Origin of the sequence: Aeromonas jandaei, from assembly GCF_037890695.1 — a bacterium.
Classification (GTDB): Bacteria; Pseudomonadota; Gammaproteobacteria; order Enterobacterales; family Aeromonadaceae; genus Aeromonas; species Aeromonas jandaei.
Genome location: NZ_CP149571.1, coordinates 1,025,613 through 1,049,679, shown reverse-complemented (window position 1 = coordinate 1,049,679; position 24,067 = coordinate 1,025,613). Strand labels below are relative to the sequence as shown.

The following is a 24,067-nucleotide window of genomic DNA, read 5'->3' as shown; positions in this document are numbered from 1 at the left end:
GGAAAGGGGAACAACATGTCTGACAAGAACCAACTGCAAGTCGAAGCCATCCGTCACGGCTCCGTCATCGACCACATCCCCGCCGGCCAGGGCATCAAGATCCTCAAGCTGTTCCAGCTGGTGGAGACCCAGGAGCGGATCACCGTCGGCTTCAACCTGAAATCCGGCGCGCTCGGCAAAAAGGATCTCATCAAGATCGAGAACACCCGCCTGACCGAGCAGCAAGCCAACCAGCTGGCGCTGTTCGCCCCGAAAGCGACCGTCAACATCATCGAAGACTTCAATGTGGTGAAGAAGCATCAGCTGGAGTTGCCAGAGTTCATCGCCGGGGTGTTCCACTGCCCCAACTCCAACTGCATCTCCCACAACGAACCGGTTGAGAGCTACTTCCGGGTACGCGAGGTGAAAGGCGCGGTGCGGATGAAGTGCAAATACTGCGAGAAGTCCTTCACTCAGGACATCGTCAGCGAACGCTACTGATAGCCAGACTCAAAAGATATCCACATGGGCCCCAAGGGGCCCATTTTTGAACCCTGTCACATCACCAAATTCCCAGTCGGCTATAATTTGCCATCCAATATGGTAAGGCCCGCTCATTCTCTGCCAATCACACGATTGCCCCGATTTTCCGCTAACAAGCAGCAAATTTGGCAGATATCGAGCGCTCATCTCCGATCATCGTCAAAGGAAGTCGCCGTGGTCAAAACCCTCAGCCGTCCCGTTGCCCAAGAGCCCGATCTGGCCCAGCTGGATGCCTGTCGCCAGATCATCGGCCAGCACTGCTACAGCACTCAGGAAGAGATCCGCCGCGAGCTGTCGGAGCGGGGCTTTGCCGACATCAGCCAGTCCACCATCTCCCGCCTGCTGCGCCGTCTCGGCGTCGCCAAGGCGCAGAATGCCAACGGCAAGAAAGTCTACACCCTGGTCGACGAGCAGCTGGAGCCCGCCGGCAGCACCCGCTCGATCCACGACATGGTGCGCGAAGTGGTACACAACCAGCAGATGGTGCTGATCCACACCACTCCGGGTGCCGCCACCGTGGTGGCCCGCTTGCTCGATCGCAACGCCAATCCCGAGATCATGGGCGCCGTGGCCGGCAACGACGTGGTGCTGGTCGCGCCGCGCCATATCAGCCGTACCCGTCAGGCCCACGCCGCCGTGGTGCGCACGCTGGAGCAGGCCCGCTAAGCCCTCTCCCTCAAATGCACTGAGGCGACCCACTGGTCGCCTTTTTGTTGGCCGCTACTTTGTGCCCATCTCTTATTGCGTCCATAAAAAACGGGAGCCCGTGGCTCCCGTCTTCAGCGTTATCTTGTCTCTGGATTAGAGCATGGCACCCAGGCTCAGGCAGGCCACGATCAGCACGGTCAGGATACCGAGCAGCGGAGCCACCCACTTCAGGTAGCGCACATAGGGCACCTTGGCGATGGCCAGACCGCCCATCACCACGGCGGAGGTCGGGGTCACCAGATTTACCAGACCGGAGGCAGACTGGTAAGCAGTCACCACCAGCTCGCGGCCCACGTTGGCGAAGTCGGCCAGCGGCGCCATGATCGGCATGGTCAGCACGGCCAGACCGGAGGAGGACGGCACCAGGAAGGAGAGCACCACTTCCAGCACGAACATCACGTTGATGAACACCACGGTGGAGAGGCCGGTCACGATCCCTTCTGCACTGTGCAAAATGGTGTGAGTGATCATGCCGTTGTCCATTACCACCACGATACCGCGAGCGATACCGATGATCAGGGCCACACCCAGCAGGTCGCGGGCACCATCGATGAAGTTGGAGGTCAGCTCCTCTTCGCTCATGCGGGAGATGATACCGACGATGATGGCGGCAGCCAGGAAGACGCCGGAGATCTGCGCCATCCACCAGCCCAGCACGGCCACACCATAGATCATCACGGCGAAGGCGGCGACGAAGATACCCAGCACGATTTTACGGGTCAGGGTGAACTCCAGCATCTGGTCGCTCTTGTTGCCAAGGAAATGGGCACGGTTTTCATCCCACTTGTCAGCCACCAGAGATTTGCTCGGGTCGTTGCGCACCATCTTGGCGTAACGCATGACGTAGGCAACGCAGATCAGCCAGCCAGCCACCAGCATGGCGACACGCAGCCAGATACCGTCGGTGAAGGAGATACCGGCCGCGTTGGCAGCGATAACGGTCGCAAACGGGTTGATGGTGGAACCGAGAGTACCGATACCGGCGCCCAGCAACACGGTTGCAGCAGCCACCACCGGGTCGAAGCGGGCAGCCATCATCACCGGTACCAGCAGGGTGTAGAACGGCAGCGACTCTTCGGCCATCCCGTAGATGGTGCCGCCTGCGGCGAACAGCGCCATCAGGATCGGGATCATCCACTCTTCACGGCCGCGCAGGCGGTCGGTCACGCGCTCGATACCGGCATCGATAGCGCCTGTCTTGGTCACAATGCCAAGAAAACCACCGATGATCAGGATAAAGAGGGAGACGTCGATGGCCCCTGCCTGATAGGTTTCGTGGTTATAAAGACCGTCGATCGGTGCCAGCAATACATCGACAATCCCTTGCGGATTGCCATCCACCAGCTTGTAGGTACCGGCCACCGGCACTTCTTTGCCGAGGGCTTCGTTCATGGTCATCTCATATTTGCCGGCCGGCACTATCCAGCTCAGGGCGGCCACCAGGGCGATCAGCACAAACAGTATCGTGTAGGCTGACGGGAACTTGAATTTGGTCATGGTCCAGCTTCCTTCTGTGGGTGTGGTATCCATGCAGGCTGCGGGTTGTAGGGTTAGAGGTATTATGCCGCTGTCACATGGTCGAAAAGCCGGGGGTCACCCCCCGGCACCACTACTGCGACCTTAGTCGCCCAGCGTAGCAACCATCACTGCCTTGATGGTGTGCATCCGGTTTTCGGCCTCGTCGAACACGATGCTGTGCTCGGATTCGAACACGTCCTCGGTCACTTCCAGACCTTTCATGCCATATTTGTCAGCCACTTCCTTGCCCATGGTGGTCTCGTCGTTGTGGAACGCCGGCAGGCAGTGCATGAACTTCACATCCGGGTTCTTGGTGGCGTTGATGACATCCATGTTGACCTGATACGGAGTCATCAGTTTGACGCGCTGATCCCAGGCTTCTTTCGCTTCACCCATGGATACCCAAACATCGGTGTAGAGGAAATCAGTGCCCAGCACACCCTCTTTCACATCTTCGGTCAGGGTGATGCGTGCGCCGGTCTCTTCGGCGATCAGGCGGCACTTGGCAACCAGCTCCTCTTCCGGCCAGAAGGCTTTCGGCGCAACCAGACGAATGTCCATGCCCATCTTGGCGGCACCGACCATCAGGGAGTTACCCATGTTGTTGCGGGCATCACCCAGGTAGGCGAACTTGATTTGATCCAGACGCTTGCCCTTGCCGTGCTCCAGCATGGTCATGAAGTCTGCCAGGATCTGGGTCGGGTGGAATTCGTTGGTCAGGCCGTTCCAGACCGGTACACCGGCGTAGGCACCCAGCTCTTCCACGATCTCCTGACCGTAGCCACGGTATTCGATACCGTCATACATGCGACCCAGTACCCGGGCGGTGTCCTTCATGGACTCCTTATGACCGATCTGGGAACCGCTTGGGCCAAGGTAGGAAACTTGCGCGCCCTGGTCGAAGGCCGCCACTTCAAACGCACAACGGGTACGGGTGGAGGTCTTCTCGAAAATCAGAGCAATGTTCTTGCCGACCAGATGCTTGCGCTCGTAGCCACCGTATTTGGCTTTCTTCAGGTCGATGGCCAGATCGATCATGTATTGGATTTCGCGCGGGGTGAAGTCCAGCAGTTTCAGGAAGTTACGGTTACGCAGATTAAAAGCCATGATGAGTTCTCTCTATATTTGTTCAGACCAATTTAGGCAGTAGTGTTGACTACGCATTCTTCAGTACAGATTTGTAACTACGCATTCACGGTACGGGTGGCGACGATATTGGTACCGGCTTCACCCTTGAGGATGGCGAGGCCATCTTCCAGAGAGCCGATGCCGACCATGCCGCCGGTCGCTTTGACAAATTCACAAGAGGCTTCGACTTTCGGTTCCATGGAACCTGCGTCGAACTTGACCCCGGCCAGCTCGTCCGGGCTGGTGACTCGCAGCGGACGCTGGGTCGGTTTGCCCCAATCCAGGTAGACGGCATCGGCATCGGTCAGGATCAGCAGGGCATCAGCCTTGATCTGCTTGGCCAGATAGGCGGCAGACATATCCTTGTCGATGACCGCTTCGATACCGGTCAGGCTCTGACCATCCCAGGTCACCGGGATGCCGCCACCACCGGTACAGATGATGAGGTGGCCCTGGGCAATCAGGGTTTCGATGGCGTCGCCTTCGACGATGCGCTGGGGCAGCGGGGACGGCACTACGCGGCGGAAGAACTTGCCGTCAGCCTTGACCACCCAGTGCTTCTCTTCTGCCAAGGTGCGGGCTTCCGCTTCTTCGTAGACAGGGCCAATATATTTGGTCGGATTGGCGAAGGCCGGATCCTTGGGATCAACCTGCACCTGAGTCAGCAGCGCGGTGACGTTGCGGCTCGGCATCAGATTCTTGAGCTCCTGAATCAGCATGTAGCCGATCATCCCCTGGGACTCGGCACCCAGCACATCCAGCGGATAGGGGGAGACCTTGGTGTAGGCACTGTTTTGCAGGGCCAGCAAGCCGACTTGCGGGCCGTTGCCATGCACCAGCACCACGTTGTACTCCTGAGCGATCAGGGCGATGGTTTTGGCGGCAGTTGCGATGTTCTTGCGCTGGATATCCGCTTCAAGGGGCTCACCACGACGGAGCAGAGCATTGCCACCCAGAGCGACGACGACAGTTGGTTTTTTCATAGTGGTTAATCTCGAGTTTGGTTCTGTGTGGCGCCAACTTCTGCCAGCGCCACGCCGTCTCATCAGATGCTGTCGCGTTCCATCGGGCAGCTCATGCAGCGTGCGCCGCCGCGGCCACGGCCCAGTTCGTCACCCGGGATGGAGAGAACTGTGATACCGGCCTTGTCGTATTTCTCGTTGGTGTAGGTATTGCGCTCGTAACCCACCACCACGCCGGGACGTACGGTCAGCACGTTGTTAGCATCGTTCCACTGCTCGCGTTCGGCTTCGAAGCTGTCACCGCCAGTGGTGATGATTTTCAGCTGATCTACGCCCAGTGCTTTCTCGATAGCGGTGACGAAGTAACCCTCTTCCTTGATGTTCATGCCGGTAGCACCGCCCGGAGTCAGGCTCCAGCACTGCACGTCCTTGCGGATGACTTCCGGATAGACGGAGAAGGTGTCGACATCCATGTGGGTCATGACGGTATCCAGGTGCATGCAACTGCGGTGTTTCGGCAGCTCCATGGCGATGACCTGCTTGGCCTGACCATGTTTGAACAGGCTGCGAGCCAAGTGCTCGACACCTTGCGGGGTGGTGCGCTCGGACATGCCGATCAGCACGGCGCCGCGGCCGATAACCAGTACGTCGCCACCCTCGATGGTGGAGTTGTCGTAGTCGCGCTCCTCGTCACCGAAGTACTTGATGAAGTCCTGACCGGCAAACATCGGGTGCCAGCGGTAGATGGCCTTCACATGGTTGGTTTCACGGCGACGAGCCTGTTTGGCCATCGGGTTGATGGAGACGCCACCGTAAACCCAGCAGGATGTGTCACGGGTAAAGAGATGGTTGGGCAGCGGCTCGATGATGAAATCGGTCGGTGCGTGCATGCCTACTACCATGTTGACGCCGCTGTAGGGCATCTCGGAGTAGGTCAGGCCGCCGGAGAGAATGCGGGCCAGTTCGCGGTGCGGCATGTCAGCCAGGAAGCAGCGCACGTCGTTGGCAAAAGAAGAACCGAGGCGATAGTCGGAGACCTGATGTTGCAGCAGCCAGGTTTTGGCTTCCGGCACATCCAGGGTCTCGGCCAGCAGATTGGTCAGCAGGAAAACTTCGACATTCTGATCGCGCAGTACCTGAGCGAATTTGTCGTGCTCCTGACCGGCGCGTTCAACAGACAGGACGTCATCGAACAGCAGATCCTGGCAGTTGGAAGGGGTCAGACGCTTCAGACTGAGGTTGGGGCGGTGCAACATGACACGGCGCAATTGGCCAACTTCAGAACCTACATAAAATTTGCTCATGATTATATTCCGTCTAGCAGTGGTCCCTGCGAGTGATTGAATAGATTCCTTCTATTCATGCTCGTGGCTAAGGCGGGATATTCTTTATGTAGGGTAATCGGCTTATGTTCTATCCTGCCCTTGCCTTTCGAGAGCGAGGTTAGACCTGCCAATCACTGCAAACTTAGAGATTGATCACATTCACCCAGAACTGAATAAATTCATGAAAAGATCTTTGATAGGGGTAACAGATCCCACATTCTCTTATTCACCAAGCCCGCATACATACTTAAAAAAAGCCCTTTATATTTCATATTGAAAGCCATTTCATTCATGTCGCCACTCTCCAGATGGATAGAAACAAAAGGACAATATCATTAATTTCAATCGGTTAAGTTAAATGGAAAATATTCTGTGAATTTACCATGCACTATTATGAATAATGTCACCCTCTCATCGCCTCTAACCAATAAATAAAAAGTCACCCATCCTTCTCACTCTGCATAATTGTTTTCTTGTCCCAGATCATGGCATTCACGCCAGCTTGGTCGCACTGCGGCTCATATCATTACCGCCCAGCTATCTGTTGCTCATTAATATGCACAAAGTCAGCATCTTGGCCGCCAGACATTCAGAGCCTGACGTCAGGTTCATTTTGAGAGTTTTTTCATTGGCTGAATTTATTCGCTCTTCCTTGCGCTGGGTCGAACCTCGGCTTAACTCAAAAAGTGATCCAGATCACGTATGAATGGTGTTACCAAGGAGTTGTTATGAAAATGAAGTCCATGCTGCTGTTCGCAACCCTGTTGCTGCCTCTCGTACCCAGCCTCACGCAGGCAGAAGGAGCCCCGGCCATGCCCATGGTGGTATGCCATGTCGACAAGGCTCCCCAGACGCTGGTACCCGACTATGTGTGCCGCTCCAGCGGCGGTAGTCAGCACTACTGATAGATTGGGCGGGAGGCAAACCACCTCCTGCCTTGTTATGAGAGCAGCCCCTCCTATACTGAAAACAGCGGTTTTCTCATGGATAGGGGAACGTCATGATCTTGTTGGTGGGCGGAGAAAAAGGAGGGAGTGGCAAGAGCTGCCTGGCGCAAAATCTGGCGGTCTACCTCAGATCCCAGTTTCAGGGGGAAGTTTTGCTGGTCGACTGCGATCCCCAGCGCACCACCTCCGACTGGATCCAGGAGCGCAACGACAATCCGGAACTGCCACAAATCAACTGCGTCCAGCTCTACGGCAATATCCGCAACGACCTGCTCAGCCTGAAAAACCGCTACGACTACGTCATCGTTGACTGTGGTGGACAAGACAACCGGGCGCTACGTTCTACCATGGCAGTCGCCACCCACGCTCTTATACCGCTGCGCCCTAAACGTCGGGATCTCAAGACCCTGCCCCATATGGAAGATCTCATCACCACCTGCAAGATGGTCAACCCGACCCTCAATGCAGCTGTTGTACTAACCCAGTGCCCTTCCCTGCCCAATCAGGTGAAACGCATTCTGGAAGCGAAAGAGGTTTGTTCCTCCTTTGGGGTAGATGTGCTCAATGCCATCACCTATGGCCGCAACGTCTACGACGACAGCGAGGAGAAGGGGCTGTCGGTGATGGAGATCGAGCCGGATGGCAAGTCCGCCGAAGAGATCCGAGCCATTGCCAAAGAGTTCCTGCAAGTGGGGGTGTGAGATGGGTCTGGCCGATTTGAAGAAGAAGCACCAGCTTCATCACCAGAAGAACTTTACCGTCGACGAGTTTATCGAAGATGCGGAGTTCTACGCCAAAGGCAAGCCCAAGGTTGTCAGTCTGGAGCTGAACCTGCACCGGGACGAAGCCCTGACGGCACTGGCCTTCATCGAGAGCGGTGAACACCTCAAGCCCAGTTACAAGAAGGCGACCTTCTCCATGAGTACCGTCGCCATCGATGAGTTGGGCAATCTGACCCAGCAGGACGGCATGAACAAATCTCTGCTGCTGCGCCTCTTTACCCACTACTTCTCTTCGCTCACTCCGGAAGAGCGTCAGACCATCTACGAGCGCCTCAATCAGCGCTTCTGACCCCGCCTTTTCTTGCCCAAATTCCCCTTTTCCTGCTGGTGAAAGACATCACCATCAGGACGACATATTTGTTTCTAAAGCAACCATAATGCCGCGTAAGAGATCAGCCATTAAATATGTGAGCAATGCGCTCAAAATGTTCTCGAAATAATCGGAAGATAACGTATTAAAAATAGTAGCAAGCTTCAATAACACAATGTTTTATATCAAATAAATCGAAAGAGATTGCTTTCGTTAACTATCAACACAAAAACGTTTTCCAACTTGCCATTGTCGCCTCTCGGAAAATCCTTATAGTTACTCATGCACGGACGCAATGAAGTCGGTCAGGAAGACTGGCTGCCAGGGTTGGGCAAATGGACTAGTCACAGGACGTGGCAAAGGACACCTCCCAGGACGGAGAAAGTGCGACGGGACAGGATGACTCGTCAGGCCAAGATGGCTAAAGGACACCCCAAAGGATTGGGAAGGGGAAACCTAAAGGAAGAGGTAAACAGTCAGGGATTGCAGGGAGCAACTTCGTTCAAGGATTAGAGCGATACGACTACCGGGGGCGACGCAAGTCGCCCCCATCTTTTTATCTGCGTTTCACCGGGCAATTGCTTGCCCCATCGCAGCGCCTTCTTGCCAAAACCACCCTGAGTCACAGTTCAAGCACACTACATATGAAAAGGGCGCCACTGATGGCGCCCTTTTCTGTTTTCTGAGCTGCAAACAAAAACTTATATCACGCGAGAGAACTGCTGCTGGCGAGCCTTGTTGCGCAGGTAGACGTCGAAGCACATGCAGATATTGCGGATCAACAGCTGCCCTGTGGAAGATACCTCAAGCCCGGCATCAGTCATGCGCACCAGCCCATCATCGATAAAGGTCTGCAGCAGCTTGAGATCCTCGGCGAAGTACTCTTTGAAATCCAAGCCAAATGTCTGCTCAATGGTGGTGAGATTCAAACGAAAATCACAGATAAGCCGCTTGATCACTTCACGGCGGATCAAGTCATCCTGATTGAGCGAGCACCCTTTCCATTGCGCATGCCCCAACTCCTCAACCTGACCGTAATAGGTTTTGAGCTCTTTCTGATTCTGCGAGTAGGCATCGCCGATCATGCTGATGGAGGAGACGCCCAGCCCAAGCAGATCGCAATCCCCCTGGGTGGTATAGCCCTGGAAGTTGCGATGCAGCTTGCCTTCACGTTGTGCCACAGCCAGCTCATCATCCGGCTTGGCAAAGTGATCCATGCCGATGAACTGGTAACCGCGACCGGTAAGGAACGCGATAGTCCCCTGCAACATGGCCAGCTTCTCCTGCGGAGCAGGCATATCGTCTTCCTTCAGCTTGCGCTGCGCAGCAAAGCGGCTGGGCAGATGGGCATAGTTGAAGATGGAGAGGCGCGCCGGATCCGTCTTGAGCACCTCTTCCAGCGTATGGTGGAAGCTCTCCTTGTTCTGATGCGGCAAACCATAGATCAGGTCGAGATTGGTTGAGCGAAAGCCCAGCTCTCTGGCTCGTTCCAGCATGGCGCGAATGAAGTCGTTATCCTGCTCGCGATTTACGGCAACCTGCACATCCTTGTTGAAGTCCTGCACGCCGAGGCTGATACGGTTAAAACCGACTTCTCGCAACACATCCAGCATCGAAAGTTCTATCTCGCGCGGATCGACTTCGATACTGAATTCGCCCTCATCGGCAAAATGGAAGTGCTCACGCAGCATGGCCATCAGACGCCGGGTCTGGCTTTCATTGAGATAGGTAGGAGTGCCACCGCCCCAGTGCAGCTGGGTCACCAGCCGCTGTTTGAATAGCGGAGCCTGCGCCTTGATCTCCCGTTCGAGATAGTCGAGATACTCGTCAGCCTTGTGCTGATGACGGGTTATGACCTTGTTGCAGCCACAGTAGTAACAGAGTTTGTGGCAGAAGGGGATGTGAACGTAGAGAGAAAGATGACGCTCGGGGTACTGCCCGGCAGCACGAACAAAATCCGGATAACCGAAGTTCTCGTTGAACTCCAGTGCCGTGGGATAGGAGGTATATCTCGGGCCGCTGTAGTTATATTTTTCGATCAGGGCCTGATCCCACACAATCTGTCCTGCTTGCACGCTCGCTTCCTCTCTTTTTGTTATCAATGGCTTATAGGCTTAACTGAAAATCCTTCAGTTGTGCCACATCCTTGAGGATCTGGGCTTCCAGCTCGGCCTCATAACCGCTGCGCTCGAGATCCATCTTCATCACTTCATTGCGCTTGAGTGCACGCCGCGCCTCATGGGTCGGCATATCCTTCACCTTCTCGTATAACCCGTAGAGACCGGGAAATTCGCTGGCAAAAGGGCGCCCATCCTTGATCTGCAGCGCATCCAGCAGATTGGTCAGCCGAATGGCTCCTTCGGAGTAGTCGCACTGCCCCTCCTGCACCGCATGGGCAATGACCCGCACGCTCTCCAGGATTCGTTCATTGCGAGCTGCAATAGCCTGCCACTGCATCGCCTGCTGGCGTCGGAGCCTGGCCAGCAGCATACCTGCATAAATGGCCAGCCCGGACAAAATCAGGCCGCCCAACAGGGCGGCCAGCATCCATCCACTCATCACTTCTTCTTCGGCTCAGGCTTGGTCTCGGGCTGATAATCGACCTGGGTAAAGCGATCCCACAACTCATCTTCAGAAGCTGGCTGGAACGACTCTTCATAGTCGCTCTCCTCGAAGGCTTCATCGATCTCTTCGTCCTCGTCGTTGTCGATGATGCCAAGCTCATCCATCAGCTCCTGATAGCGGTCAACCCGCTGGTCAACCCAGGCCTGCTCGGCCGCTTCCAGGGTTTCACCAGCATCGAGGCGATCCAGCAAATCATTGAGACGGTCATCATTCTCGATGGATGCCAGCTCCTGCTCCGGAGTCATCACCAGCTTCTTCTCTTTTACCGCCTTGGATACGGTGGACTTGGAGCCCTTCTCTTCAACAATCAGAGCAACCGGCTTGCGTGAACCGATACGTGGATCCTTGGCCTGTTTGCCGGCTGACTTGCCTTTCTGCTGCTCGACTTGCTGGCGAGAGCCCGCTTTCAAGCCCTTGCGCTTGGCCGCACGTTTCCGCTCACGACCTTCCTGAGCACTGGCTTCTGATTCTTTGCGCTTGCCAGCAGGCTTGCGATTGGGTTGTTTGGCAGACATGAATGGATAACTCCGAAAAATAACTGGATTGAGCCCGACTCCGGGATGATCTCACCCGGCGGGATGCAATTCTGGGGAACAGTGAAACCGGAACATCAGCAGGATCCCGCATCAATCCGGCCCGTCAGGGCCACTGAACACCGCAGGATCGGTATCCTCTGGGCATATTGCTGGTATTTTGACACAGAAAGGCTGATCGGGTTAATGACCCAATAAGAAAAAAGGCAGCCGAAGCTGCCTTGATATGTCTGTGTGAGGATCATCCTGAATGGCAAAACAGCCTGTTTTGTCCCTTCCATGACGACTTGTTGCCACATCATATCTTTATATGGTCATCCTGACCTTCTTGTGGTCGTTCCTGAATGTGCGTGTGCCTGTTTGACCCGTTCCGACCGCATCCTGCCATCGTGCCGGGGAGCCTGCATCCCGCAACTCCATCCCGCTCCGGAGATGGTCACCATCCTGATCTTTCAGTCCCTTGCCAGTTCTTGCGAACCCATGGCATCCCGCCATGCCAAACATCCTGTGCTCACAGCATCCCACTGTGAAACCGCTATCCATTCCGTGGATAAATCCATTGAACTTAATGTATCAGCTCTATAAAGGCGCTCAATCTACCTGAATAGATCCCAATGCCTCAGAAAACCGCAACAAAGCAATAAGCCATTGATAAATAGCTTTTATTTTAAATTTTATACAAATCTATGAGCCTTGGCCTGCCACAGGAATGGAAGATCTCTTACATAACGAGAGGATTAAACCGAGAATGTTCTGGAAACCAGAAAAACAACGAGGAGCCCAAGCTCCCCGTTTCTCATCCATTGCAGGTAACGCAATCAGTTTAGTGCAGTCCGGCAACATACTTGGACAACACATCGATATCCTGATCAGTCAGCTTCTTGGCAACGTCGCGCATCATGCCATTCGGGTCGTTGTCCCGGGTACCGGCACGGAAACCGGTCAGCTGCGTTTTGATGTAGGCAGGGTGCTGCCCGGAGAGACTGGGATATTTGGCATGCTCCACCCCGGAACCTCGCGGCCCGTGGCAAGCAGTACAGGCTGGCAGGCCGCGACTCATGTCGCCACCCATATAAAGCGCCTTGCCTGCAGCAACAACGTCATCAGGAACGGCCACCGGAGTCACTTTCTGGCTGGAGAAGTAAGCCGCCAGGTCATCCATGTCCTGATCCGACAAAGGCAGAGCCATCGGCCCCATAACGGGCGCAACCCGACCAATTTGGCCAGAAGCGGCAGCCTTCAGTTCAACCAACTGCTTTTTGATATATGATGCGTGCTGACCAGCAATTTTGGGGTACATATCAATCAGGCTGTTTCCGTCCGGTCCATGACAAGCCGCACAAACTGCAGCCTTGGCCTGTCCCGCAGCGGCATCGCCTTTGGCTTGTGCCATCCCCGTTACGCCAACCATCAGAGCAAGAGTAATGACTAGGTTCTTCATGGCGTTCCAACTTTTAGTTATTAGGCTTCCAGATCCCATGCCGCTGAAGGCATGTTAAAATAAACGCGTTTAAGCGACGCCATTTTACACCTTTTTACAAAAAAGTAACTCTATAACCCTCTATCTCCATGGGGAATTTACGTTGGATACACAAACTCTCAATTTCAATAAGGTGCATTTTGTGACCAGCGCACCCGACATCCGCCACCTGCCAAATGATGGGGGTGTCGAGATCGCGTTTGCTGGCCGTTCCAACGCCGGTAAGTCATCTGCATTGAACACGTTAACCAAACACAAGAACCTGGCCCGAACCAGTAAAACCCCCGGCCGTACCCAGCTGATCAACCTGTTTGAGCTGGAACCGGGCAAACGTCTGGTCGACCTGCCGGGTTATGGTTATGCCCAGGTTCCACTGGAAATGAAGCTCAAGTGGCAAAAGTCACTGGCAGAATATCTGCAGCGTCGCGAGTCATTGAAAGGGCTGGTAATCCTGATGGATATCCGTCATCCGCTCAAAGATACCGACATGAACATGCTGGAGTGGAGCGCTCATCGCGAACTGCCGGTCATGCTGCTGCTGACCAAGGCTGACAAGCTGAGCCCCGGCCCGCGCAACAATCAGGTGATCAAGGTGCGCCAGGCCGTCGCCAGTCTGGGTTCCCAGATCCAGGTTGAAGCCTTCTCTTCCCTCAGCAATATCGGGGTAGAAAAACTGGCCCAGACCCTGACCAACTGGTATGTCGCCGGAGCCGATGACTCTCACATCGAAACAGATGAGCAAGAACCCGCCGGGGAGTGATCCACTCCTCGCTAGTCTCGCAATTGGCGGAGTCCCCCTCCGCTGATTGAAAGACTTTCAGACCCCTACAGTCCTCACAACCCAGCCCATACATCAGATATCACTCTTGGCAAGAGCGAGTTAGTGGTTGAAATTCATATAGATAGACAATTAATTCTCGAAGATAATTAACCTTTCATGTTTTTGATATCGTTTTCATATCTGCCCCCATATCAGGGATGAAAATCACCAAAAACGACAAAAAATGAAATTTAATTACATCGCGAGCAGAGAAGGGATAAAAATGAGGCTGGACGACAGTTCTGCCATCCAGCCTTAAACAATAAGTTCAAAAAATTGGGAAGAAGCTGAATCTCGAGCACCAGACGACCGGTGTACCTCAAGAATCGACCCCATTTTAGCAAACGCATCGACAAATTAAAGCTTTTACTCTAAATGCTGCGCATAAAAAAACACCCCGACGAGAAACTCATCGGGGCCGCTATTCAGCCACATTCAATTACGTGAAATAAAAGGTCTGAAAGATAGAACATCTTACCTCTGTACCCTACGCAGACAACTGTACAGCAAAGCAGCAAAAAGTGAAAGTAATTTATGTAATTTAGTTTCACGAGTTTTTGCTTTATAAAAAATACTTTTATTTCAAATAGATAAAAAAATCCCCAGTACGAATACCGGGGAGTTATAAAGGTGACTAGCTAGCACTTCCTCAACTATCAAGTTAGTCAGCAGAAAATCGATGAAGTTCCGCTGCAAAGGAAAAAAACTTTGAAAATCTACAGATAGATGGCACCATCTTCAGCAAATGATTGTTCTTCAATGAGTTTTTCAGCCAAATCCTCAATATCAAAACGCACGCTTTCGAACGCTCGCAGGATGTCATCCTCTCGGCTCAGAGCCAGACCAGTCATCTTCTCCAGCCGACGCAGGCTGATATAACAGTTGATCAGTGCCCCCATCTGCTGGGCAGGAAAATGCACCCGCATCTCCTGAGCCTGCCACTCCATCAGATCAGGAAACAGAATACCCTGGTTCATATCACCCCCAAGTTACGCTTCAACTCTCTCAATACCTGTTTAGTCCCTGGACGGATTCCACGCCACACGGTAAACGCCTCGGCAGCCTGTTCGACCAGCATGCCGAGCCCATCCATGGTTTGACGGGCGCCATGTTGCTTGGCCCAACCAATGAAGGGGGTATCCGTTGCACCATACATCATGTCGTAGATAGCAATATCGGCGTGGATCAGACCGGGAGCCAGCGGCGGCAGCTCACCCTGCAGACTGGCCGACGTGGAGTTGATAACAAGATCAAAATGACCGGCCAGCTGTTCATACGTCAGGGCGCTGACACTACCCAGGTCGCGGAATTCGGCAGCCAGTTGTTCTGCCCGGGCGTGGGTACGGTTGACGATCACCACCTCGGCCGGATGTTCGGCCAGCAGTGGAGCCAGAGCACCTCGAGCGGCGCCTCCGGCCCCCAGCAGCAGGATCCGGCTTCCGGTCAACGTCACGCCATGAGCCTTGAGATCCGCCACCAGCCCGGCACCATCGGTGTTATCGCCAAGCAGCACACTGTCATCGGTCAGTTTGATGGTATTGACTGCCCCCGCCCGTTTTGCCCTTGGGCTCAGCCGATCAACCAGCGCGAATGCCTGCTCCTTGAACGGCACGGTGACATTGCAGCCCTTGCCGCCCCGATCAAAGAAGTCCCGCAGAGTGCGGGCAAATTCATCCATCGTAGGTTCGGCCAACCCGTACTCCAGCTCTTGCTGGGTCTGTCTGGCAAACAGGGTGTGAATGAAAGGGGATTTACTGTGGCGCACCGGGTGGCCAAAAACCAGATAACGATCCATCAAACAGTTCCTTTATAGGGCAATCTCCCGATTTAACGGTTTTTCCCCTGCAGGAACAAGTCGAATATCGGCTAACAAAAAGGGGCCGTTATGGCCCCTTCGTTCACAACCACTCGCGTGGCTTGAGGTAATCAGTGTAGAGCAAGGCTTCCGGACTGCCTGCTGCCGGTTGCCAGTCATACTCCCAACGAGCCAGAGGCGGCATCGACATCAGGATCGACTCGGTACGGCCACCGGTTTGCAGCCCGAACAGGGTGCCCCGATCGAACACCAGATTGAACTCCACATAACGTCCGCGTCGATAGAGCTGGAACTCCCGCTCCCGCTCGCCATAGGCAAGATCTTTGCGTCGCTGGATAATCGGCAGATAGGCCGCAAGGTAACCGTTACCCACCGCCTGCATAAAGGCGAAGCTGTCGGCAAAGGGCCAGCGATTCAGGTCGTCGAAGAAGAGGCCACCGACGCCACGCGTCTCGTCCCGATGCTTGAGGAAGAAGTAGCGATCGCACCAGGATTTGAATTCCGGATAGATATCTGCGCCAAACGGCTGACAGAGGTCGTGAGAAACCTGATGCCAGTGGCGAACATCCTCTTCGAACGGATAGAAAGGAGTCAGGTCAAAACCACCGCCAAACCACCAGATGGGCTCTTCGCCCTCTTTCTCGGCAATGAAGAAACGGACGTTGGCGTGGCTGGTCGGCACATAGGGGTTGTGCGGATGGATCACCAGAGAGACCCCCATCGCCTCGAACTTGCGACCGGCCAGTTCGGGTCGATGAGCGGTGGCAGAAGCCGGCATGGCATCCCCATACACATGGGAGAAGTTGACCCCACCCTGCTCGATCACTGCACCATGGCGCAGCACGCGGGTACGCCCACCACCACCGCCTTCACGACTCCAGGCATCTTCCACAAAGTGTCCGCGGCCATCGGCCTGCTCCAGGCCACGGCAGATCTCGTCCTGCAACTGCAGCAGAAAGGCCTTGACCCGGGCCACATCCGGTTTGCTCATCTTGTCTCCAGCTCAGGCGGGATCTACAGAGTCCCGCTCATTTTTTATAGTGATATTACAGGCAGGCTAGCCCGCCGGCATGGCCGCAAAGCGGCCCGCCATTCAGGAAGGGCGGATGATTGCACCGCTTCTGGCATCCTTGATTTCGGAGGGGTTGGCTTGCCCACCCACCTCACCCGGCAGGATATAGGCCAGCTTGCTTGCCAGCTGTTCGCCGATATCGGCCACGCGGCGAGCCGGCTCTTCGCCAGTCTGGTTGGCGCTGGTAGAGACCAGCGGCTTGCCAAAGGCCCGACACAGCCCTTGTACCTGCGGATGCGCCGTGACCCGCACTGCCAGCGTATCGAACTGACCGGTCAGCCATGAGGGAGTATCGGGCTTGGCAGGCATGATCCAGGTAAAAGGGCCTGGCCAGCTGGCCTCAACCCGAGCCAGCTGCTCTGCGGTGAGCTGACTCAGATCGATATAATCGAGCAGTTGCCCCAGTTCGGCCGCAATCAGGATCAAGCCCTTCTCCACCGGGCGCTGCTTGATATCGAGCAGACGCTGCACGGCCAGTTCAGAATCCGGATCACAACCCAGACCGAAGACCGCCTCGGTTGCATAGGCGATCACTCCTTCGCTCTTGAGCGCGGCAACCGCTTGTTCAAATTCGTTTTGCATCAGAAAAAATGCGGCAGTCCAGCTGCCGCCTCATCATTGGGTTGCTATCAACACAATGGCCGCCGCTGCAAACCCGGCATTCCGGAGAGAAGCACCGTGCAACAGGCGGCCACCTTGAAACTTACTTGAGCTGCGCCTGCAGGGCAGCATCTTTCGCCATCACCTCTTCGGCGCTCTTCTGGCGTTCGGCACGCACTCTTGCGGCCAGCTCGTCGTCAGCGACAGCCAGCAGCTGAGCTGCCAGATAACCGGCATTCTTGGCTCCCGCCTTGCCGATGGCAACGGTCGCTACCGGTACACCGCCCGGCATCTGCACGGTAGAGAGCAGCGCATCCAGCCCTTTCAGCGGGCCACCATCGATGGGCACCCCGATCACGGGACGCGTGGTGATACCTGCAACTGCCCCTGCCAGATGGGCAGCCAGACCGGCAGCACAGATAAATACCTTACAGCCACGGGCCTCGGCATCGGTCACATACTGGTGGGTCGCAGCCGGAGTCCGGTGGGCTGAAGTCACTTTGACTTCCACAGTGATATCAAACGACTTGAGCACTTCAAGGGTGGCTTGCATCACGGGGAAATCAGAGTCAGAGCCCATCAGTACGGCAACAAAGGGTTTCTTCATGGTGGGAATTTCCTTACTCCAAGTGGGGGGGTTGAAGTTCGCCGAAAACGTTTTAGTTCCGTTATGGCGGCGCGATTATACCCGCTCACTTTGATGGCCGCATTTCTTTTGCGGACAGACCCAGCGCAGCGTTCCCCGCACCTTTTTCTCAACCATGATGCCCCAGCCACACTGCGGGCAAGGCATGGGAACCGGCTTGTCATTCACCACATATTTGCAGTGTGGATAGCCGTCGCAGGAGTAAAACTGCTTGCCGTAGCGGGAGGTGCGGCTCACCAGATGGCCCTTGCCACACTCCGGGCAGAGGATCTGGGTATCGTCGCTCTCCTGCAGGGATTCGATATGCTGGCAGGCCGGATAGTGAGTACAGCCGACAAACAGACCATAACGCCCCTTCTTGATCGCCAGCGGCTGACCGCATTCGGGACAGGCAGAGCCCTCAAGCACCTTCTCGATATCGCGGCCGGATGGCGTCAGAGAACGAATATAGTCACAGGCGGGGTAGGCAGAACAACCGAGAAAGGGGCTATGTTTGCCCTGACGGATCACCAGCTCGGCCCCGCACTGCGGGCACGGCTCGCGCTCGAAGGCATGTTCGTGGGCTGAAAAGAGGTGGTGATCGATTTTTGACATGGGCCGCGCCTTTAAATCCAGATGGCCTGAATTCTACCAGCGCGGCACCGGACTGTCAGTGAATGACGCCGTCTGATTCGTCAAACACCAGCTCTTCCATCTGCTGGTAGGCATTTTCACTGCCCGGCACGTTGAATAGCACCATCATGACAACCCACTTGAGGTCATCCAGCTCGATGTCCGGCTTATCCAGCTCGAGCAGGCGCTCGATGCAAATCTCGCGGGTCTCGGCGTTAAGTACCTGAGCCTGCTCCAGAAACAGCAGAAAACCGCGGCACTCGGTGCTGAGACGAGCCAGCTCTTGCGGAGCATAGATACGCATGGAGCCTTGCGCGCTGGCGGCTACATAGACCTCCCGCTCGCTGTCATGCAGATTGGCCAGCCGCTCCAGCCAGGTCAGCGCCTTGTCGATCTCTTCCTTGTCGAAGCCGGCACGGCTCAGCTCGTCGGTGAGTTCATTCTGCTCGACCATCACATCTGCATCGCTGTGGATGTAGGTCTCGAAAAGGTACATCAATACATCAAACATGATTCACCCTCCTCGCTCTGACGTATCCACCGGCGACCGCCGTGACTGCTCCGGCCAGCTCCAGCTCTACCAACCTGCCTAATACCACTTCGACAGGAAGCTGGGCCCGCTCGGCGACGGTATCCACACTTGTGGTCTCGTAATCTACGTTATCCAACAAATCTGCATAAGGCAATTCGCTATTATGCGATTGCTCAGATGATACGACCGGTTCCGGCAACCGCACTGCCCATTCGGGCAGCTCTTCCACTATATCGGCCGCACTCAACACAAGTTTGGCCCCCTGCTGAATTAATTTATTGCACCCGGTTGCCTGCCCGTTTTGCGGCGCTCCGGGCACCGCAAATACCTCGCGGCCCTGCTCAAGCGCATAGCGCGCCGTAATGAGCGAGCCACTCTGCTCGGTTGCCTCAACCACCAGAGTGCCAAGGGATAAGCCACTGATGATACGGTTGCGGCGGGGAAAATGTTCAGCCAGCGGCCCTTTGTCCGGCGCCAGCTCGGAAATCAATACCCCGCCCCGCTCGAGTATCGCCGCCGCCAGCGCGTGATGGCGTTTGGGATAGAGCTGATCCAGCCCTGACCCCAACACCGCCAGGGTCATGCCTCCGGCGGCCAGGGCCTGCTGATGGCAGACGCCATCGATACCAAGCGCCAGACCCGAGGTGATCGCCAAACCGCAGCCAACCAGCTCGCTACAAAGACGGGCTGCATTATCCTTGCCGGCATAGGTTGGATGGCGGGTACCCACCATCGCCAGCTGCGGGAGAGACAAAGCAGAAAGCTCGCCACGGCAGTAGAGCAGCAAGGGGGCGGCGGGGATCTCCCTGAGCAAGGCAGGGTAAGCGGGATGATCCTGCGGGAGTAGTGAATTGCCGCGCTGAGTAGCCCACATCAGGCTCTGCTCGATAACAGGTGATGGCCAGCGCAATTGGCGGATCTGCTCTGGCGACAGCCCCATCTGGTGCAACTGCGTTTCGTCACACTGAAACAGCTGCTGAATATCGCCGCCAACCCGCTCCAGCAGACGGGCTGCCGTCACCGGGCCGATACCGGCGACGGCATCCAGCGAAAGCCAGAGAGCAAGGCGCTCGTCGGAATAGTGCACGGTCAGAAGTGAGTTACCTGATAACCAGTACTCACCATGTCCTTGCTCTGCATGATGAGGCCGTAACTCAGCTTGTCATACACCTTGAACAGCATGACCCGGGCAATCGCTTCGGAAGGCAGTGGCGCCTTTTTGTTGCTGCTGTAAAACACCTTGTTGTAGACCGACGAGAGCTCTTTGTACTGGACAGTACCGTTCTTGGTCACCAGCGCAGCGCCGGGACGACGGATATCGAGCACATCGCCAGCCGACAGCTGATCCCGACTCCCCTTGTTGATGAGCACCACGTCGAACTTGCCACCGCCTCGAGCCTTGCTGGGCAGGTCAACGATATAGCCCGGCTGGATGGCAGGTGCCGCCTTGGGCATGAATACGGCAGGCATACTCTCCTGCTCGGGTAGCGGCATCACCTTGTCACCCTGCAGCACCTCCCTCTGGTTGTGAGTCAGAGTCACTTCGGTGCGATCACCATCCAGGCGCGCCACAGCGCGAACGATACCGGTGAGCACGGCCTCCTGCCCAAGCAGCTCGCCTGTATCGCGATCCTTGTAGATTGCACCGGGGTGGTACACACCATACATCTGGCCCGGGGTCAAAGACCCCTGGACATAGAGAGTATCCCCCTCCAGCATGCCGATATGTTTTTCATCCGACCCCAGCAGATAGGGCAGTTTTTTTCCTTCCTGAGCGTTGGCAAGAATATGGTCGGTCTGCAAAAACGGGCCAATCTCGCTGATAGGAAGGGTAGGAATGGGATTGGCTTTGCTCTCGTAGCGGTTTTTCGGGCTCAGGCGAATGACCTGCTTGCCCCCTTGCATCGCCTTGCCAAGACGGGGTTCGCCATTGACCCAGCTCAGTTGCAGCACATCACCCGGGTAGATCCAGTGCGGATTGGCAATCTGAGGGTTGATATTCCAGAGACGGGGCCAGAGCCAGGGCTCGGAGAGATATTTGCCGGAGATGTCCCACAATGTGTCGCCTTTTTGCACGACATAGCTCTCGGGATAGCCAGCTTTAAGCCTCAACTGGTCGGCCAGCAGAGTCGGGCTCGCGGCAACCAGCAGACAAGCCAGGATGGTTCGCTTCAGATACATAACACTCCCTGTTACTTCTGCGCGCAAAGTGTTGCTGTTTTTTGTCGGCGTAAATGACTAGAATTACGCCAATATTGACTGCATTTATACGAAACTAAAGAAAAAACTATGGCCATTCTAGATGTATTGCGTTTTCCCGATGAGCGCTTGCGCACCGTCGCAGCCCCTGTCGAGACCTTTACACCCGAGTTACAGCAAATTGTAGATGATATGTTCGAAACCATGTACGCAGAGGAAGGCATCGGCCTGGCTGCAACACAGGTGGACATTCATCAGCGCATCATAGTGATCGATGTCTCTGAAAACCGTGAAGACCCTCTGGTATTGATCAATCCGGAAGTCATCTCCCAGTGTGGCAGCACCGGCATCGAAGAGGGTTGCCTTTCCGTGCCCGGCAGCCGAGCTCTGGTGCCGCGCGCCGAACAGATCAAGATCCGCGCGCTGGATCGCCATGGCAAGCCATTTGAACTGGAAGCGGACGATCTGCTCGCCATCTGCATCCAGCACGAGATGGATCACCTGATGGGCAAACTGTTTGTGGATTACCTGTCCCCGCTCAAGCGCCAGCGCATTCGCCAGAAGCTGGAAAAGATGGCCCGTGAAGATCGCAAAGCCCTCTGAGGATCTGCCCCGTTGAATAAGTTGAAACTGATTTTTGCCGGTACTCCCGACTTCGCCGCCCGTCACCTGGCGGCGTTGTTGTCTTCCGACCACGAGGTCGTCGCCGTTTATACCCAGCCGGACAAGCCCGCCGGTCGCGGCCAGAAGCTCACCGCCAGCCCGGTCAAAGAGCTGGCGCTAGCCCATAATCTGCCGGTTTATCAACCGGCTAGCCTGCGCAAGGAAGAGGCGCAAGCCGAGCTGGCAGCCCTTGGCGCCGACCTGATGGTGGTGGTGGCCTATGGCCTGATCCTGCCCAAAGCGGTGCTCGATACCCCGCGTCTGGGCTGCATCAACGTCCATGGCTCCCTGCTGCCGCGCTGGCGCGGTGCCGCACCGATCCAGCGCTCCATCTGGGCGGGCGATGCCGAAACCGGCGTCACCATCATGCAGATGGATGTGGGGCTGGATACCGGCGCCATGATCCGCAAAGTGACCTGCCCCATCGCCACCGACGAGACCTCCGCCAGCCTCTATGACAAGCTGGCCGAGCTGGGCCCGCAGGCGCTGGTCGACACCATCGACGCCATGGCCGCCGGCGACACCACGGCCGAAGTGCAAGACGATGCGCTGGCCAACTACGCCGAGAAGCTCTCCAAGGAAGAGGCCCGCATCGACTGGTCGATGGAGGCCGTCGCCATCGAGCGCTGCATCCGCGCCTTCAATCCCTGGCCCATCAGCTGGTTCGAAGTGGCTGACCAGACCGTCAAGGTATGGCAAGCCGCCGTCATCGACAGCGACCATGGCCAGCCCGCCGGAACCCTGCTCAAGGCCGACAAGCAGGGGATCGATATCGCCACCGGCAAAGGGGTACTGCGCCTGCTGACCCTGCAGCCGCCCGGCAAGAAGGCGATGTCCGTGACGGACCTGCTCAACTCTCGCCGCGACTGGTTTGAACCCGGCACGCAATTGAATTGAACTGGATTGAATTGACACAAGCGGGGCCCAGGCCCCGACTTGCGCATCTAAGGTAACACTATGAAAACACGCGCACAGGCTGCTCTCGTTATTCAACAGGTGCTGGATCAGGGCCAGTCCCTCTCCGCCGTTCTGCCTGCTGCCCAGGAGAAGGTTGCGCCCCGCGATCGCGCCCTCCTGCAAGAACTCTGCTACGGTACCCTGCGCTGGCTGCCCCGCCTCGATGCGGCGGTCGGCGAGATGATGGACAAGCCGCTCAAGAACAAGAGCCGCATCTTCCACTACCTCATCCTGGTCGGCCTCTACCAGCTCATCTACACCCGCATTCCGGCTCACGCCGCGGTGGCCGAGACCGTCAACGCGGTCAAGCTGCTCAAGGGCACCTCCCTGCGTGGCCTCATCAACGGCGTGCTGCGCAACTTCCAGCGCAGCGCCGAAGTGATTCTGCTGCGTATCGACCGCGTGCCGAGCGTGCGCCTCGGTCACCCCGAGTGGCTCACCAAGCGCCTGCGTCAGGCTTATCCCGACGAGTGGGAGTTCATCATGGAGGCGAACAACCAGCGCCCCCCCATGTGGATCCGCAACAACAGCCAGCGCCAGAGCCGCGAGCAGATGCTGGCCCGCATGGCCGAAGCCGGCATCAATGCGGTGGCCGGTGAAGAGGGCGAGGATTGCATCCTGCTGGAGCGTCCCTGCGATGTGACCAAGCTGCCCGGCTTCGAAGTCGGTGACTGCTCGGTACAGGATGGCGCAGCACAACAGGCGGCCGCCCTGCTCGACCCGCAACCGGGTGAGTTGGTGCTGGATGCCTGCGCCGCCCCCGGCGGCAAGACCGCCCACCTGCTGGAGCGTCAGCCCAAGCTGGCCGGCGTGGTCGCCGTCGATGCCGACGAGAACCGCCTCAAGCGGGTGCAGGAGAACCTGGATCGCATCGGCCTGACCGCCAAAGTGATCCACGGCGATGCCGCGGCACCGGAACAGTGGTGGCCGGAAGGCCAGTTCGACCGCATTCTGCTGGATGCCCCCTGCTCCGCCACCGGCGTTATCCGTCGCCACCCCGACATCAAGTGGCTGCGCCGGGATCAGGACATTCGTGAGCTGGCCGAGCTGCAACGCCGGATTCTCAATGCCCTCTGGGGCAAGCTGAAGAGCGGCGGTACCCTGCTCTACGCCACCTGCTCCGTCCTGCCGGAAGAGAACCGCGAGCAGATCCGCGCCTTCCTTGCCGCGACCAAAGATGCCAAATTGGTACCGTTGCACGAACAGGACACCCCGGATTGCCCGGGTCGCCAGTTCCTGCCGGGTGAAGCCGAGATGGATGGCTTCTACTACGCCAAGCTGGTCAAGCTGTGACGCTGACATGCTTCTTC

General features: G+C 56.4%; 26 protein-coding genes. 9 read left to right on the top strand and 17 right to left on the bottom strand.

The annotated features are described in order from the left end of the window. Positions 1-15: 15 nt before the first annotated feature. Both pyrI and WE862_RS05105 read left to right on the top strand, forming a co-directional pair. Positions 16-480 (top strand): aspartate carbamoyltransferase regulatory subunit, encoded by a 465-nt coding sequence (pyrI, locus tag WE862_RS05110; RefSeq protein WP_041209521.1) that lies wholly within the window; start codon positions 16-18, stop codon positions 478-480. Between the two features lie 216 nt (positions 481-696). Beyond that, entirely contained in the window at positions 697-1,188 is a 492-nt protein-coding gene (locus tag WE862_RS05105; RefSeq protein ID WP_041209520.1) for an arginine repressor, read from the top strand. Positions 1,189-1,323: 135 nt separating this feature from the next. On the opposite strand, the gene WE862_RS05100 is transcribed toward WE862_RS05105, so the two are convergent. The 4 genes from WE862_RS05100 to arcA all read right to left on the bottom strand — a co-directional run bounded on the left by WE862_RS05100 (position 1,324) and on the right by arcA (position 6,142). Further along, the gene (locus WE862_RS05100) at positions 1,324-2,727 is read right to left on the bottom strand and encodes a YfcC family protein (protein ID WP_042031909.1); all 1,404 of its coding nucleotides are present in this window, start codon (positions 2,725-2,727) and stop codon (positions 1,324-1,326) included. Between the two features lie 123 nt (positions 2,728-2,850). Beyond that, positions 2,851-3,855 (bottom strand): ornithine carbamoyltransferase, encoded by a 1,005-nt coding sequence (gene argF / locus WE862_RS05095; protein ID WP_033114793.1) that lies wholly within the window; start codon positions 3,853-3,855, stop codon positions 2,851-2,853. Positions 3,856-3,932: 77 nt separating this feature from the next. Beyond that, the gene (gene arcC, locus WE862_RS05090; RefSeq protein ID WP_339058707.1) at positions 3,933-4,859 is read right to left on the bottom strand and encodes a carbamate kinase; all 927 of its coding nucleotides are present in this window, start codon (positions 4,857-4,859) and stop codon (positions 3,933-3,935) included. Positions 4,860-4,921: 62 nt separating this feature from the next. Next, positions 4,922-6,142: an arginine deiminase gene (gene arcA / locus WE862_RS05085; protein ID WP_033114792.1), complete on the bottom strand. Its 1,221-nt coding sequence runs from the start codon at positions 6,140-6,142 to the stop codon at positions 4,922-4,924. Between the two features lie 749 nt (positions 6,143-6,891). Between arcA and WE862_RS05080 the strand changes: the two genes are divergently transcribed. The 3 genes from WE862_RS05080 (at position 6,892) to WE862_RS05070 (ending at position 8,181) form a co-directional block, all read left to right on the top strand. Then, positions 6,892-7,068, top strand: a complete 177-nt coding sequence (locus tag WE862_RS05080) for a hypothetical protein (protein WP_167334757.1) — start codon at positions 6,892-6,894, stop codon at positions 7,066-7,068. A gap of 95 nt (positions 7,069-7,163) precedes the next feature. Continuing rightward, positions 7,164-7,811, top strand: coding sequence for an AAA family ATPase (locus WE862_RS05075; RefSeq protein WP_033114791.1), 648 nt, complete (start codon positions 7,164-7,166; stop codon positions 7,809-7,811). Position 7,812: 1 nt separating this feature from the next. Further along, positions 7,813-8,181 (top strand): hypothetical protein, encoded by a 369-nt coding sequence (locus tag WE862_RS05070; protein ID WP_042031911.1) that lies wholly within the window; start codon positions 7,813-7,815, stop codon positions 8,179-8,181. Positions 8,182-8,903: 722 nt separating this feature from the next. Here the strand turns inward: WE862_RS05070 and hemN are convergent. The 4 genes from hemN to WE862_RS05050 form a co-directional block, all read right to left on the bottom strand. Next, complete coding sequence (hemN, locus tag WE862_RS05065; protein WP_042031912.1) at positions 8,904-10,277, bottom strand: oxygen-independent coproporphyrinogen III oxidase; 1,374 nt, start codon at positions 10,275-10,277, stop codon at positions 8,904-8,906. 31 nt (positions 10,278-10,308) lie between these two features. Beyond that, positions 10,309-10,749 (bottom strand): DUF2489 domain-containing protein, encoded by a 441-nt coding sequence (locus tag WE862_RS05060; protein WP_042031913.1) that lies wholly within the window; start codon positions 10,747-10,749, stop codon positions 10,309-10,311. Between the two features lie 11 nt (positions 10,750-10,760). After that, a complete protein-coding gene (gene yihI / locus WE862_RS05055) occupies positions 10,761-11,342 on the bottom strand; it encodes a Der GTPase-activating protein YihI (protein WP_042031914.1) in 582 nt (193 codons plus the stop codon). An 841-nt stretch (positions 11,343-12,183) separates the two neighbouring features. Continuing rightward, the gene (locus WE862_RS05050) at positions 12,184-12,801 is read right to left on the bottom strand and encodes a c-type cytochrome (protein WP_042031916.1); all 618 of its coding nucleotides are present in this window, start codon (positions 12,799-12,801) and stop codon (positions 12,184-12,186) included. 142 nt (positions 12,802-12,943) lie between these two features. Between WE862_RS05050 and yihA the strand changes: the two genes are divergently transcribed. Continuing rightward, on the top strand, positions 12,944-13,600 hold the full coding sequence (yihA, locus tag WE862_RS05045; protein ID WP_042031917.1) for a ribosome biogenesis GTP-binding protein YihA/YsxC: 657 nt from the start codon (positions 12,944-12,946) through the stop codon (positions 13,598-13,600). Between the two features lie 776 nt (positions 13,601-14,376). Here yihA and WE862_RS05040 read toward each other — a convergent pair. From WE862_RS05040 to WE862_RS05000, 9 genes are all read right to left on the bottom strand, one after another. Further along, entirely contained in the window at positions 14,377-14,637 is a 261-nt protein-coding gene (locus WE862_RS05040; RefSeq protein ID WP_042031918.1) for a DUF1488 domain-containing protein, read from the bottom strand. Continuing rightward, positions 14,634-15,455 carry a shikimate dehydrogenase gene (gene aroE, locus WE862_RS05035; RefSeq protein ID WP_042031919.1) on the bottom strand — a complete coding sequence of 274 codons (822 nt, stop codon included), beginning with the start codon at positions 15,453-15,455 and terminating at the stop codon, positions 14,634-14,636. The genes WE862_RS05040 and aroE overlap by 4 nt, the downstream gene beginning before the upstream one ends. Before the next feature lie 103 nt (positions 15,456-15,558). Beyond that, entirely contained in the window at positions 15,559-16,467 is a 909-nt protein-coding gene (gene hemF, locus WE862_RS05030; RefSeq protein ID WP_042031920.1) for an oxygen-dependent coproporphyrinogen oxidase, read from the bottom strand. Positions 16,468-16,569: 102 nt separating this feature from the next. Beyond that, a complete protein-coding gene (locus tag WE862_RS05025) occupies positions 16,570-17,130 on the bottom strand; it encodes a Sua5/YciO/YrdC/YwlC family protein (RefSeq protein ID WP_042031921.1) in 561 nt (186 codons plus the stop codon). A 121-nt stretch (positions 17,131-17,251) separates the two neighbouring features. Next, positions 17,252-17,755: a 5-(carboxyamino)imidazole ribonucleotide mutase gene (gene purE, locus WE862_RS05020; protein ID WP_033114778.1), complete on the bottom strand. Its 504-nt coding sequence runs from the start codon at positions 17,753-17,755 to the stop codon at positions 17,252-17,254. Between the two features lie 75 nt (positions 17,756-17,830). Then, positions 17,831-18,388, bottom strand: coding sequence for a DNA topoisomerase family protein (locus WE862_RS05015; RefSeq protein ID WP_042031922.1), 558 nt, complete (start codon positions 18,386-18,388; stop codon positions 17,831-17,833). Positions 18,389-18,443: 55 nt separating this feature from the next. Further along, positions 18,444-18,917, bottom strand: a complete 474-nt coding sequence (locus WE862_RS05010) for a DUF494 family protein (protein ID WP_041209503.1) — start codon at positions 18,915-18,917, stop codon at positions 18,444-18,446. Continuing rightward, the gene (gene dprA, locus WE862_RS05005; protein ID WP_042031923.1) at positions 18,910-20,025 is read right to left on the bottom strand and encodes a DNA-processing protein DprA; all 1,116 of its coding nucleotides are present in this window, start codon (positions 20,023-20,025) and stop codon (positions 18,910-18,912) included. Before dprA ends, WE862_RS05010 begins: the two co-directional genes overlap by 8 nt. Before the next feature lie 2 nt (positions 20,026-20,027). Then, positions 20,028-21,119 carry a LysM peptidoglycan-binding domain-containing protein gene (locus WE862_RS05000; RefSeq protein ID WP_042031924.1) on the bottom strand — a complete coding sequence of 364 codons (1,092 nt, stop codon included), beginning with the start codon at positions 21,117-21,119 and terminating at the stop codon, positions 20,028-20,030. Positions 21,120-21,227: 108 nt separating this feature from the next. Between WE862_RS05000 and def the strand changes: the two genes are divergently transcribed. From def to rsmB, 3 genes are read left to right on the top strand one after another with little or no spacing between them, the layout of a single operon-like run. Then, the gene (gene def, locus WE862_RS04995; protein WP_042031926.1) at positions 21,228-21,740 is read left to right on the top strand and encodes a peptide deformylase; all 513 of its coding nucleotides are present in this window, start codon (positions 21,228-21,230) and stop codon (positions 21,738-21,740) included. 12 nt (positions 21,741-21,752) lie between these two features. Beyond that, complete coding sequence (gene fmt, locus WE862_RS04990; protein WP_042031927.1) at positions 21,753-22,697, top strand: methionyl-tRNA formyltransferase; 945 nt, start codon at positions 21,753-21,755, stop codon at positions 22,695-22,697. Between the two features lie 60 nt (positions 22,698-22,757). Further along, positions 22,758-24,050 (top strand): 16S rRNA (cytosine(967)-C(5))-methyltransferase RsmB, encoded by a 1,293-nt coding sequence (gene rsmB, locus WE862_RS04985; RefSeq protein ID WP_042031928.1) that lies wholly within the window; start codon positions 22,758-22,760, stop codon positions 24,048-24,050. Positions 24,051-24,067: the final 17 nt, after the last annotated feature.

Coding starts and splice junctions, on each gene's coding strand:
- WE862_RS05100 (WP_042031909.1), bottom strand. CDS start 2,727: ATGACCAAATTCAAGTTCCCGTCAGCCTACACGATACTGTTTGTGCTG.
- WE862_RS05025 (WP_042031921.1), bottom strand. CDS start 17,130: ATGCAAAACGAATTTGAACAAGCGGTTGCCGCGCTCAAGAGCGAAGGA.
- rsmB (WP_042031928.1), top strand. CDS start 22,758: ATGAAAACACGCGCACAGGCTGCTCTCGTTATTCAACAGGTGCTGGAT.
- yihI (WP_042031914.1), bottom strand. CDS start 11,342: ATGTCTGCCAAACAACCCAATCGCAAGCCTGCTGGCAAGCGCAAAGAA.
- WE862_RS05010 (WP_041209503.1), bottom strand. CDS start 18,917: ATGTTTGATGTATTGATGTACCTTTTCGAGACCTACATCCACAGCGAT.
- WE862_RS05050 (WP_042031916.1), bottom strand. CDS start 12,801: ATGAAGAACCTAGTCATTACTCTTGCTCTGATGGTTGGCGTAACGGGG.
- WE862_RS05000 (WP_042031924.1), bottom strand. CDS start 21,119: ATGTATCTGAAGCGAACCATCCTGGCTTGTCTGCTGGTTGCCGCGAGC.
- WE862_RS05080 (WP_167334757.1), top strand. CDS start 6,892: ATGAAAATGAAGTCCATGCTGCTGTTCGCAACCCTGTTGCTGCCTCTC.
- hemF (WP_042031920.1), bottom strand. CDS start 16,467: ATGAGCAAACCGGATGTGGCCCGGGTCAAGGCCTTTCTGCTGCAGTTG.
- WE862_RS05060 (WP_042031913.1), bottom strand. CDS start 10,749: ATGCTGGCCGCCCTGTTGGGCGGCCTGATTTTGTCCGGGCTGGCCATT.
- WE862_RS05040 (WP_042031918.1), bottom strand. CDS start 14,637: ATGAACCAGGGTATTCTGTTTCCTGATCTGATGGAGTGGCAGGCTCAG.
- WE862_RS05015 (WP_042031922.1), bottom strand. CDS start 18,388: ATGTCAAAAATCGATCACCACCTCTTTTCAGCCCACGAACATGCCTTC.
- purE (WP_033114778.1), bottom strand. CDS start 17,755: ATGAAGAAACCCTTTGTTGCCGTACTGATGGGCTCTGACTCTGATTTC.
- WE862_RS05075 (WP_033114791.1), top strand. CDS start 7,164: ATGATCTTGTTGGTGGGCGGAGAAAAAGGAGGGAGTGGCAAGAGCTGC.
- arcC (WP_339058707.1), bottom strand. CDS start 4,859: ATGAAAAAACCAACTGTCGTCGTCGCTCTGGGTGGCAATGCTCTGCTC.
- pyrI (WP_041209521.1), top strand. CDS start 16: ATGTCTGACAAGAACCAACTGCAAGTCGAAGCCATCCGTCACGGCTCC.
- aroE (WP_042031919.1), bottom strand. CDS start 15,455: ATGGATCGTTATCTGGTTTTTGGCCACCCGGTGCGCCACAGTAAATCC.
- WE862_RS05070 (WP_042031911.1), top strand. CDS start 7,813: ATGGGTCTGGCCGATTTGAAGAAGAAGCACCAGCTTCATCACCAGAAG.
- argF (WP_033114793.1), bottom strand. CDS start 3,855: ATGGCTTTTAATCTGCGTAACCGTAACTTCCTGAAACTGCTGGACTTC.
- arcA (WP_033114792.1), bottom strand. CDS start 6,142: ATGAGCAAATTTTATGTAGGTTCTGAAGTTGGCCAATTGCGCCGTGTC.
- def (WP_042031926.1), top strand. CDS start 21,228: ATGGCCATTCTAGATGTATTGCGTTTTCCCGATGAGCGCTTGCGCACC.